The 13,015-nt window shown below is 50.5% G+C and carries 3 protein-coding genes; 2 read left to right on the top strand and 1 reads right to left on the bottom strand.

The genetic code is table 11. The annotated features are described in order from the left end of the window. Window positions 1–61 precede the first annotated feature (61 nt). Window positions 62–2,137: a glycogen debranching protein GlgX gene (gene glgX, locus ABGA49_RS01170; protein WP_061495756.1), complete on the top strand. Its 2,076-nt coding sequence runs from the start codon at window positions 62–64 to the stop codon at window positions 2,135–2,137. A gap of 39 nt (window positions 2,138–2,176) precedes the next feature. On the opposite strand, the gene tehA is transcribed toward glgX, so the two are convergent. After that, on the bottom strand, window positions 2,177–3,130 hold the full coding sequence (gene tehA, locus ABGA49_RS01165; RefSeq protein ID WP_347665002.1) for a dicarboxylate transporter/tellurite-resistance protein TehA: 954 nt from the start codon (window positions 3,128–3,130) through the stop codon (window positions 2,177–2,179). Window positions 3,131–3,516: 386 nt separating this feature from the next. On the opposite strand from tehA, the gene ABGA49_RS01160 reads away from it, so the two are divergent. After that, window positions 3,517–12,942, top strand: a complete 9,426-nt coding sequence (locus ABGA49_RS01160) for a hypothetical protein (protein ID WP_347665001.1) — start codon at window positions 3,517–3,519, stop codon at window positions 12,940–12,942. The last annotated feature ends 73 nt before the right edge of the window (window positions 12,943–13,015 follow it).

The following is a 13,015-nucleotide window of genomic DNA, read 5'->3' as shown; positions in this document are numbered from 1 at the left end:
AAAGAGTGCAAGTCGCACTCGTTATCTCAGGTGAGAGTTTACAGGCGATAAAGAGGAATCTATGTCTGATGGTAAACGCTTTTACATCACGGCAGGGCATGGCCAACAACTCGGTGCAAACTTCGACGGCGAGGGCGTCAATTTCGCCCTGTTTTCAGCGCATGCGCAACGTGTGGAACTCTGTTTGTATGATCCCAGCGGTAAGACTGAGATAGCCCGGCTGGATCTCCCGGAAAATACCCATGAGATCTGGCACGGCTATGTTCCTGGCTTGCAACCTGGCGCGCTTTACGGCTACCGGGTGCATGGTCCGTTCGACCCGGAAAATGGGCATCGCTTTAACCCGCACAAATTGTTGATTGACCCCTATGCCCGTGAGATTGTCGGCGACATTCAGTGGAATGCTGCACATTATGCCTACGAACTGGGGCATGAAGATAAAGACCTCACATTTGATACGCAAGACAGCGCGCCGTTTACGCCCCGCTGTCGGGTTATCGATCCCTTTGCTTTTGACTGGCAGGATCAGGCTCGACCCGCCATTGCCTGGCCGCAGACTGTGATATACGAGACCCATGTCAAAGGGTTTACACAGCTAAATCCCTTACTGCCAGCGGAGCTTCGCGGCACCTTCGAAGGTATGGGGCATCCGGCATCGGTGGATTACATCAAAAGCCTTGGCATTACCGCTGTCGAGTTGTTGCCGGTGCACTGGTTTCCGGATGATCAGCATTTACTGGACAAAGGTCTGCGCAACTTCTGGGGTTATAACACGCTCGGTTTCTTCGCCCCGGCGACGCGTTATTACGGACCGCGGGGTATTCAGGGGGTACGCGATATGGTGCGGGCATTTCATGACGCGGGTATCGAAGTGATCCTCGACGTGGTTTACAACCATACGGCAGAAGGTAATGAACTGGGGCCAACGCTCTCCTTTAAAGGCATCGACAACTTCTCCTATTACCGTACGCTGCCCGATCAACACCGTTATTACATTAATGACACCGGTACGGGTAACACGGTCAATACGTCTCACCCCAGAGTGTTGCAAATGGTCATGGATTCGCTGCGTTACTGGGCTGAATCAATGCATATCGACGGCTTTCGTTTTGATCTGGGCACGATCCTTGGGCGTGAGCCGGAAGGGTTTGACCAGCGCGGCGGCTTTTTTGATGCCATGACGCAGGATCCGCTGTTGTCGAAACTGAAGCTGATCGGTGAGCCCTGGGATATTGGTCCGGGCGGTTACCAGGTGGGGGGCTTCCCGCCGGGCTGGGCGGAGTGGAATGACAAATACCGTGACACGTTGCGGGAATACTGGAAAGGCGACAATGTATCGACGGATTTCGCCGCTCGTTTGCTGGGCTCCGGTGATTTATACGATCAGCGCGGACGTCGCCCGTGGGCGAGTGTCAACTTCATTACTGCGCATGATGGTTTTACGTTAAACGACCTGGTGTCATACAACGAAAAACATAATGAGGCCAACGGTGAGGAGAATAAGGACGGGCACAATGACAACCGTTCGTACAACTACGGTGCAGAAGGGGTAACGGAGGATGACGGCATCAATGCTGTGCGTGAGCAGCAAAAACGCAACTTCCTGGCAACGTTGTTCTTTTCCCACGGGACACCGATGCTGCTGGCCGGGGATGAGTTTGGTCGCAGCCAGCAGGGGAACAATAACGGCTACTGTCAGGATAGCGAAATTTCCTGGATCCACTGGGATGCCCAGCAAGGGAACGGCGAGCTGCTGCTGGAATTTACCCGGCAGGTGATTGCGCTGCGCGCATCGCAACCGCTACTGCGCCGTGAAAACTGGCGCGATGGTATGGTTATACAGTGGTACAACGCAGGCGGCGGTGAACAGCTTCCCGAACAGTGGGATGAAGGCTCGACGCTGGGTGTCTATATCAGCCGCCCGGACCTGCAAACGACGCCGGGTATCTGGCACGATGTGCTGATGCTCTTTAATCCCTTTGAAGGGACGGTGCCGTTTTGCATTCCACAGATCGGTGAAGGGGGCTGGGTGCTGGAGTTATCCACGGCGGATACGGAAAAACACGGGTTCGTCATCACCGGCGAGCACGATTTTGAACTGGAAGGGCGCAGCCTTGCGCTGTTCCGGCGCCCTTAATAAACGCGCGCTGGGTGGAACAAGCCTGGCGCGCTCTTCTTATCCCCGAACTAGTAACTTTCCGCGAATCAGCAAAAGAAAGGTTTTCACCATCAATAACGCGATCACCAGGTTGGCGCCGATAAACAGTGGGAACGCCATCCAGTAAAGCGCACCGCCGGGTGCGGCATGACCAATCTTAATGGCGGTGGTGGCCAGCGACGCGACGCCGAACGAGAAGCTCCAGAATGACGGGTTAAATGTCTGTGCACTGTACCAGGGAAGCAGGCGGATCATAAACAGCATTTGCAACAGGCCATAGCCGAACAACAGTTTGGCGAAGACATCCGCCTCGCCACCGTTGACGCTTAACCAGGCGCTACAGGCGACAAAGGCTGGAGCCATCTGAATACCCAGCGACGTACGGACAGCCGGGGGCATCTCATCCAGGTTGCGCATCCGGCTCAAAATAGCAGGTTCCAGGCTCAGCCAGGAAAACAACCCCGCGCCAAGAAACAGGATCCCAACATCGTTGAAGCCCAGCGCACCGCAAGCCATGGCGCTGATAAAATTATTGGCGACAGTGGGCAAATAGAGGCCCGGTGTGGTGGCTTCTTTCGGGTGTTTACCGCGCCACAACACGGCAGTTTGCCAGGCGGAGTAGGCGAGCTGCACCGTCACGGCCACGATAAAAAGCGCGAAGGCGAGGGGATAATTCCACGGAACTATGCCGATGGCCACCAGCATAGACGTTGCCGGGGCCAGGCTCACAAAGCTGCTTTTCAGTGGATGGGTTATCTCTTCCAGCAGGGTGTGACGATGGCGCACTAACCGGACAAGAAAGGCCGTCATCAGTACCGCCCAGATCACGATGGCGAGGAGGATAAGCGTGGTGGCGGGGATGATACTGACAGGCCAGATTGTGGCGGCAAAGCGCCAGGAAAAACCCAGTCCGATAATACCCAGCACGATACCGAAATAACCGGCGGGCAGATTTAGGGGTGATTTTTTCATCACCTTACTCCTGAGGAAATGGAACCTGTATTGAAACCGCAGGCATTATAAATGATATTTTGTTTGCATGTTTGCTTTATCGCCTGGGATCGTCTCCTTAGCGCGTTTTTTCATCACGGTACAGGGTGTTTTATTATTCATTTTTATAAAACACACTCAATATTCCCCTGCATTAAAATTAATAAAATAAGTAATTATAAGAACGTTGTTATTTAATTTATTAAGTTACGCTTTTCATTATTTTTATCTTCCGGGCTAGCGGTGTTACCTATTATCAATTCTCAGATGAAATATCTGATTTTGTCCGTTCGTTGGTATCAATTGTCACCCAGTTATTTATTCTTAAAACATTAGCGTGCTGTTTCAATTCAATAACAGGAGGCGTCGTGCCTGCATATGCCCGTGTCTCCCAATCAGTAACTGCTGAACATGTGTCTGATGCCGTCCGGGACATGGCATCGCCGCAGTGGCACCCGGAGGAGGATGATCTTCCTGCCACGCGCAGTGCCGGTAGCGCCTTTCGCGGAATGTTATGGCAGATGACGGCAAATATTGCCCGTAATACCTTCGATGAACTCCTCGACAGTTACGCCAGGGCCGCTGAAGCCTGGCAGGGCCTGGTACGTCTGGACACACAGAGTCTTGACTGGGAGGAACTGCTGCGCCAGGCCGCCGAGGCGATGCTGCAACATGAGACATTGCTTCCCCCCGGCATTCGTGAGCAAGTACGTGAAAGCGCCCAATTTGTGCTGCGCTTCGTCGCGTTTTATCAGGAACAGAACGACGTGGCAGACAGGGGCGAACTCGCCACGCTCATGACGCGCTATAGCGATATTTTCCCGGAGGGTGGGGTTAAGGCGGTACAGGACTTGCTGTTTATTTTGCAACATGCCCGGCGTGTTTCTCAGGGAACACTGCCACAGAGGTTGCAGTCGGTGCATGACATGCTCGGCTCCGACTTACTGCATTCATTGCCCTTTGCAGCGCAACTGCGTGTGAATATTGCGGCAATTATCACCGCATCAGGTTACTGGCAGATGGCAGAAACGCTCTGGGAAGAGACACAGCAGATCAATGCCAGCGCGGGATCCGTAACAGAAAAAATGCAGCAGGTTGCTGCGCTGTTGCTGCGTCAACAACCCTACCTCCCCGCAGAATGGCAGGAGGCAGTGGGGGTTATCAGCGCTGTGCAACGGCAGGTGGCTGCACTGCTGGCACAGCCGGAAGGCAGTGAGAGTTCTATGCTGGAACGCACGCAGCGGGTGTTGCAGTCACTGAGTTCGTTGGTGAACTCGCCAGTGGTGGCAGCATGGTTGCCGGGTCTTATCCGTGAGCACCTGGACGCGTTGCTCAACCAGGGAAGGCTGATCGTGGGGGCGTTAAACAGCCTGCTCTCTGGCGGTCATTCCTTGTCGTTCGAGGATTATCTGGCGCAGGTGCTGGCGCTGGGTGATGCCATTGCGCCGGAACTCTTAACCCCATTGCGGACACTGGCGACACAAATCCGCCACATCGTTGCGCCGTGGCAGGATGCCACATTCCCGACGTGGCCAGAACCGGCGACGCCTGCGGCCATGCTGGGGTGGTTGCAGAGTGTGTTAATGCACCCGCTGTTTCGCGAAACCGTGCTACCCAGGTTGCCGGAGGAATACCGTCAGGCACTGACCAGCGCACTGCACTTGAGTCAGCAGGCGGGTACGTTTCCGGTGCAGGGCACAACCCATGAACAATTACAGTGGCTGCTTACACAGATCCATAATCCGGATTTGCGACAACTGATGGCACAGGCCGGACTGGAAACATATCTCACCGCCCTGAGGGAGCAACTGAGTGGCGATGCGGCGTCAGAGTTGTTCAGTCTGTTTCTGCAACTAATTAACCCGAACCAGACCGTGGCCCAACGGCTGGGAAATCTTATCGCCGGTATTTTTCGCGGTAGCGTACTGACGGGGGCGGTGAGTGCGGGGTTACGCTGGATGCCCGGTGGCCAGGTGCTGGAGCCGCTGTTCCGGCTCGGTATGCACTGGTATCAGCGCACCCTTCTGGCGCCGACATGGGCCGCGACGCTCGGTAATTTTTTACGGGTTGTGCAGGAAGACCTCTCCGGCAATGTGCTGGTGATGGACCTGGTGGCCCGTCTGACCGGCGTCATGCCGCCGTCGGCGGCGGAGGCCATGCGCACACTGCAGACCATTCACGCGTTCCAGCTACAACGCGATCTCACCACGCCGGATGATACGCTGCGCTGGGTACTGGCTGGTGCGGTGCACTATCCCGAACTGAAACCCTGGTACCAGAACTACCTTAACCTGATGCTTGCCTGGTCGGTGAAAAAGATCCTCGAAAGCAGAGATGTGCGCACGCAACAACAAGAGGTGGCACATCTGCAGGCGCGGTTATCGGAGCCGGAATGGCAGCTCTGGCCTGGCGTGGCGCAGCTTTCCGCTTTGCTGCCGTTACTGCCACTGCTGCCGGCGATCCGCGAAGAGCTGGGTGAACGGACCCTGCCCACGGGGAATTCGTGGCTGGAATGGAGCGCCGCGGTTGCCGATATCCTTGCTGCCAGCGAGCACCCGGCGCTGCAGCAGGTACGCCGGCAACTGGAGCAGAACATTGAGGCATGGATAAGCGATACCCTGCTGCAGGGAATGACCGGCGACGCCAGGAGAAGGCTGCTCACCTCACGGCGGCTGCCGGAGCGCTGGAGCATGGCGGGTATCTCGTCTGAAGGCATGCGGGAAGAGGGGGATATCTGGCTCAGCGGCGGCGAGATGTTCATTCGCGAGCAGGGACGCATGTATCGCGTGGAGCCGGATGCAGAACACGGCGTGCTGCGACTGATAAAACCCGGAGAGACACACGCCAGTGGGGCATCGCCGCGCGTGCTGCGTGAAGACGGACGCTGGCGGCTTGACCTCCGTCCAGCCGCTGGTCTGCCAGGCGGCAGCCCGGTAGCCGGTATGGACATTAGCGGAGGTATTATTCGCCTGGGCCAGGATGACATGGACTGGCTGGCTTCAGAAGAGACACAGCGGGTGGCAAAAGTCGCGACAGGCGTGGGACTGGGGATCTGGTGGCTGGGCACATTGTATGCGTTCTGGCGCAGCTACCATCAGCCGGCACCAGCCTCTTACCGCGCAGCGCCACAGGAAGCTGCGCCAGCGCAACCTCCGTCGCATGAGGCCGCCGCACGTCTGCTGAACCCGCCGGTAACAGAGACCGTGGTGGAGATGGGCGAGCCCCAAAACACCGATACAACGCCGGGCCGCTGGCAGCGTGCTGCCGCGCTGGGCAGGCGCTATCGCGTACCGCTGGGTATGACCGCGCTGGGGGCCATCTCCAGTGCGGCGTATTTACAGTGGCTGTTGCGAAACCCGGAGCAGGACGTTCTGAGCGAAGAGGATTTGACAGCGTTGCAGGCCGTGCTGGCGCAGAGGGATTACCAGATAGTCATTGACCTTCCGCAGCCGGAAAGACATGACCGGGTCCGCCGGGCCGTGGGGCGAAGACTGTTGGCGGAAGAGAGTACGACACCCGCGCCGGAAGCGGAGGAAAAAATATGGCCGCCGTTACCACGTAGCACACGTGTTGATGCTGCGCTGGAAAAGGCCGTGCGTGAGGCATTTCCGCCAGCGGGTAAGTCCGACGGTACTGTCGCTGATTACAAAATGGATCTTCTGGACGAAACAATCTATACCCTGCGTGGACTGGACTTCCTGTTCGTTGCTGACAGCTACCGCTATATTGATATCTATTCGAATACTCCGGCGGGTATCACCGCGCGGGTTTATGCCAAACCGTCATTACTTGATACAGATAATGTTTCGCTGCCAGTTATTTATAAACATGACACCCATAAATGGTTTCTTGATTCCTCTCAGGAGGAATCACCGCAAGAGGGAGTAACAACGTTACCGCCTAAAGTGAAGAACAAAGCAGGACTAACGACAGCCTCTTCATCACTGATTCAGCTTGCCGGAAGTTGGGGCACGGGTAACACTTTTCAGTATATTGAAATGGCGACGGGTCAGGAGGGAGCAATTTATCAGGATGATAAATTTTATATCTGTCTGCAGGGGAAATACTGGCCGTTTATCTTTGTCAGCGACAGCGTAGGGGTGATTATCACAGGTGCGAAATGCGTTTATGTCCTGCGCAAAGAAAATACATGGGATACGGCAACCACGATCAGGCCGATGGTTATGCCCGGCGTGTCTGTTGTCTCGCGGGATATTGATGAGAGGATTGAAAAAGAGTTTGACCCACGTAATGCCATGCAACCCTCATCGGGCGATTTTAAGACCCAGAAAGAACGGGGAATTTACGAGTCGGCATCCGGTGAAACGTTTATTTACGCGGCCACTAATTTCTGGCCAGTTACACTCACCAAAACAACCGCTTCGTCTACGGTATATGACAACGCAACGATTTATGAAAAACGTAATGATAGTACGGCAAAAACCGTCAATATCTTTAAAGACCGTCAGAGCCAACAGTGGGGAGATAAGGATCAAACGCCGTCCACCGGAACCAGAAAAAGGCCTAAAAATACCACCGCGTCGGCGTGGTTAACAGAAGAGGCCAGGCTCTGGGATTATGATACCCGCACGGCGGGTTTTCCGGCCTCTTTGGAGGGCGATGGGGGTATTTACCGTCAGCCTAATGGCGATCTCTATATTTTTCTGAATAAAGCCTGGTGGCCGTTTGTTTTCCTTGGCGGCAATGTGGGTGTTATTTCTGTTAAGAAAAAAGACGAAACGGTTAATGTGATTGTTCATAATTACAAAGGCATGTGGGAATACGCCGGGGAAACTGCAGTGGAAGCACCACAGGTTATTAGTGATGCGATTAGCAGTTTATTGATTAATACTGATCTTGCCAGAGAAATACGTCATGCTCTGTTTCATGCCTTATCAGGGCATGATTATGTTAGCTGGAATACACTTTTGCAATTACTGTTACAGATTATTGACCAGGAGTTCTATCGTCTTTATACAGAACCAGATAATGAAAAACTGCGTAAGCTTTTAATATTGAAAAATAAACTGGTACGCAGGCAACAACAAATGCATTATACAGAACAGTTGCTTCCTGCTGCGAAAAAAAATGAATGGAATGAGCCGTTACTGAATACCTACTATCATGCTTTCTCGACCGGACTTGTCGATACGACAGAAATCTATGCTGCCTGGCATTCTCGCCTGGTCGTACAGGATATTAAAAAAAAGAAAAAATTGTTGGAGAGCTATAATGTTGATCTTAAGATTGCAGAGGTAAGCAGAAAAATAGCCGAAGCGGATAATCGAAGACAGATTCATATGCGCAACATTAAGGAACAGTTTAATGCACCGGACGGTAATAAGGAAATCACTCGCGCCAAGGAAGAACAAGAAAAAATAAAAATATTAGAATCTGAAAAAAAACAACTCCAGAAAATTGCTGATAACATCCGGGAGAAAACCACTCAATATGATAAGCAGATACAATTGCATAGTGAAAAATATTCGGGTTATGATCAGGGTGTTATCCTGGCAAAAAATACACTCGGTACCAATCTGAGACACTCCACAGATCAAAACAGCACGTCGCTGGCTACAGAAGAAGCAATTATTACGCTTGCCCTCCAGGAAGTCAAAATGTTGGTAAAAGAGAGAGAAGCATACAGCGAGAAAGAACTTCATGAGTTGAAAACGATACGGATTGCCAGAGATTTAGTGATCAGAATGTCAGAACAACAAAGCATTTTCAATTCCCTGGTGAATCGCTTAACTGCCATTGGTATTGAAAAACATTCTCTGGCAAATGATTATACAGATATCGTTTGGGTCAATGAGCAAGCAGAAAAAATAAATAAAAATAACTTTCAGTTTAATGAAAATACAGAGGACTCCTTTTTTCTTGCGCCAATTCTTTATTGGCTTTTAAAAAATAACAAAAAAATCAGTAATCTACAAGGTCAGGATATTACCCAAATAGTCGATGATTACTATACTGATGTTTATCATCTTAATCCTTTAACCGAGATTACTAAAATACCGGAAGGTTATACTTCACTTTCAGGTGTACTCAGTAGTGAGTATTTTGAAAATCAATCAGATTATAATGAACAATTCAGGGTTTATAAAGAAAAATACAGCACTTACGATGCCAGTGAGCTGGCTAAAACTCTTTTGTTATTTTCTGGGGTATCGTTAGCCGATCTCCTCAAAAAAACCAAAAAAAGATTACGTTTTGAAGTGAAGGTTACCGATACAGATGCTAACCGCATGCCCGGTGAAATGCTTTTTATCCAATTGCATGACAATCGCTGGATCTTCTTTTCGCTATTTCCAGGTGCCATGTTTAGCCGGGTTTTTAGCGCTAATCAGATGAATGCTAATGTTTTTTTGAATGAAATAACAAAAATAAACCCTGACGCAAAATTTAGCTTTGATGAATATCTTGAGCTGTACTCTAATACTTTTCTTAAACAACATGGCGGAATGGGAATAGGTCTTTTCAGAGAGCGCTGGGAGATCATTAAGAAAAATTTGATAAAAGCGTTTCTGTACAATTCTGATAACGGCATAGAGTATCCTTCACCGTTTTCAGAAAATAGTGACTATGGCATTATTTATCATCGAAATATTAATGCCACACAGCCTGGTAATAATGTCATTTCTTTGCTAAATACCAGTATTCGTGCGGTGCTGAATAATTCTGCTGAGGTTAAAAGAAGAGAGCTATATACACCATCCATATTGCAAAAAATCGCTTTTGTTATGATTCCTTTTTATCGTGAGATTTACCACTACGCGACAAATGAAGAATACGAAGTTGATATGGAATCCGTACTGCTTGATACCATCGGTGTAGTATTTATTGCCGTCAGTGCAGGTGTACAGATAGCATCTGTCATTAGCCGGATGAAAGGGATTTCCACTTTTTTGCAGCAGGGATTAAAAAACGGTCTTGCTGGTAAATCACTGCAACTGTATGTCCTTAAGGAAATGGTGAAGGACGCTGCATTTAGTGCCTTAAAAATAACAAAAATTAGCATGATGGCATTGATTGATATGATTGATCCATTAGCAATTAAAGAGATCACCCGCTTCACCATCCATCGTATCAGTAAAACAAAAAATCTTCGTGTCCTGGTGCCCGAGGACGTTCCGATTGCCCAGACTCGTGGGATTAATAAAAAATACGCACGCACGGATGTGGATATATGGAAAATGTATAAAAGTAAAGTGAAAGATGCTGAGGTTTATGTTCCTTCCACTATCAATAATCAGAATAAAGAATATTACATTAGTGTAGACGACAACACCTACCAGATACGCTGGGATGATGCATCCTATACATGGCGCACAGTCGACCCGAAAAATCCGGGGCGTTTCGCCTACGGTGAACCTATTGTTTTTGAAAATGGAAAATGGAAAATAAACATTGCGTACGGAGGCTTGCGTGGTGGAGGAAAACGAGCATCAAGCCGTGATGACGTGGTGATGGGAATCCAACAGATGCGCGAAGATTTAAAAAAAGAAAAGGTTCTGGAAAATTTGAATGGTGGGAATGAATTTGATGCACAAGAATATCTGACAAAAATGAGAGAGGTTGGTGAAATATCACAGTCGATCAATTACCCAAAAGAGAAATGTGAATATGTCTCTTCTTATGTCGCCGCTTATCTTGCCAGGAATGGTTTTGAAGAAATTCGTTACCGTGCCATGGCATTTTTCATTCATGGAACCGATAGAAAACCGGTAAATCATTACGTTATTGTTGCGCGTAGAGGTGAAAAGGGCGGTGACTATGTTTTCGACATTACTGCCGCTCAATTTGGTGGCATATATGCTGAATTAAATGGACCGATCATTTTACCAGAAGCATTATGGGCGCAAAAATATGCCAATCTCACCAGTCGGAGTTTGATTAAATACGGCGACTACCCGACCCGTGCGGCGGCAACTACCGATTTCGGGCCGTTCAGCAAGTATTTTTTCTATGGCCCGAATTCGCTTATTCCGAATGCCAAAGTACTGTTGCGGCCGAGCTGGTATTACCCTGCTACCCAGGTTGCCGACACAGTCGCGGGTACACAAAAAAAAATGCCGGTGATAGGGCTCGGTTTTTCCAATCCGGTACGAGAAGCCGCGAGGCGCAGCAGGCTGACAGACGTTGTCTCTGATGTTAGTTGGGACTATGCCGTTGATTTACTGGAAAATGCAGAACTTCTTAGTCGTGGGCCCGGGGATGCTTTACGTAAAGGGCTGAAACAGGCGACAGGTGAACCGGAGTTTGTGAATGTGAAATCACTGTTTGCGCGTACGCAGACTGTTGACAGTATGGAAAGCCTGTTGCGGGTGCGGCAGGGTGATGTGCTGCTCTTTACGGCGACCGATCCTGCTTTATCGGCTATGGAGGCCAGGCCAGTCCATATAATGGTCAGTCTGGGTAATGGCCGGTTTGCCGGGGTGAAGAATAATGTGCTTGATCCTGCGTTAGGAGAGGGTAAGCAGATCATCACCGCCGAACAGTTGGGTGAATTTACTGGGACCACCTTTCGACGCCGGGGCGGTGACACTCGTGATATACACCTTATTGCGGCGGAACCGAAAGAGATTATCAGAGAAGAAAGCCTAACGCTGAAAACGCTGGCAGAGCAGGCAACAGAGACGGTTGCTGATGCCCAGGCGGTGCTCACCAAATCTACTGACCTTTTACGACAGTCAGGTGAACTGGCACCAGAGCAGGCGCTGGCGTTGCAAGCCATATTAACGCCTCTGTTTAAGTCCGGGACTCAGCAGGCGGGTACTGAGATCAACCGTTCGGTAAAACAATTTTTCGTTACGCCTCAAAAGGTGCCCAACAGTACGGCACTGGGGGCCCTGCCAAAAGGTAAGCTGGTGATATTCGGTGATTCTGGCGCTGACTCTTTCTCCGCACATCACCTGATGTACAGCCTGGGAGAGGGGGAGTTCATGATGGTGAATCCCGCCCGTTTGGATCCGCGGCTGACCAGTAACAATGCGGTGGTGAAAGCGAGTCAGTTTCCGGAAGAGCTTTTCAGCAAATATGGCGTGCAGGCGGGCGACATCTCATTAACTAACCTGCGCCTGACATCATTGCTGGGGCGGGATGCCCGCTTCTTTGCTGACGGTCCGATATTAACGGTGAGGCTTCATGGCGCAGCGTCTAACGTTAACTATATGGATGCGTACGAACTGTCGGAGGTGATCAAAGGATTGGCGCTGCGGGAAACCCCGCCGCTGAATCTGGGCAGCATACGAGAAATTAAGCTGGAATCCTGCTATGGCGCATTTGGTCTTGTCCCCACAGGCAAAGCACTGGCCTATTTGTTGGATAAAAAAGTGGTGGCATATCCGCTTCGTTTCAGTGCCAGAATACACAATAACCCGTCTGTTTTTAACCGCTTCAGAACATATGTTCCTGCCGATTTATCCCCTGCGGAACGGACCAAAATCATCAACCAGAGCAGTCGCAACCATGATTTCTGGAATCGATTATTGGGGCTGTACAAAAGTGTGAAAACGACGAGAACCCGGCGCGAAGCCGATCTGTTTACGGATCTGATTAACAACGTCGCGGATTTCGTTAATGGCGTTTTTGATGAGCGGGTATTTCTGGATGAATATCCTGAGTATCAGAGCGGACTCTATGTCACCCTGGAACAGTTCAGAGCGTTATGTAGTGATGAGATCAACAGTGCGGAAGCGTTTGCCGAACGCTGCATGGATATCCTCACCCTGAGCGCTTTTTCCGCAGACCTGTTGGATAAATATTTGGGAGGGACGGGAAGCGTTTCATGAATGTTTTTTATTTTTTTCGGCAATATTTTCGTGGCTCATTCGTCTACTTCATCACAAGTCATTTTTCGCTACT

This window comes from Kosakonia sp. WA-90 (assembly GCF_039871955.1).
GTDB classification, from domain to species: Bacteria; Pseudomonadota; Gammaproteobacteria; order Enterobacterales; family Enterobacteriaceae; genus Kosakonia; species Kosakonia oryzendophytica.
Note: the sequence above shows the minus strand (reverse complement) of the source record. Positions and strands in the feature narration are given on the sequence as shown.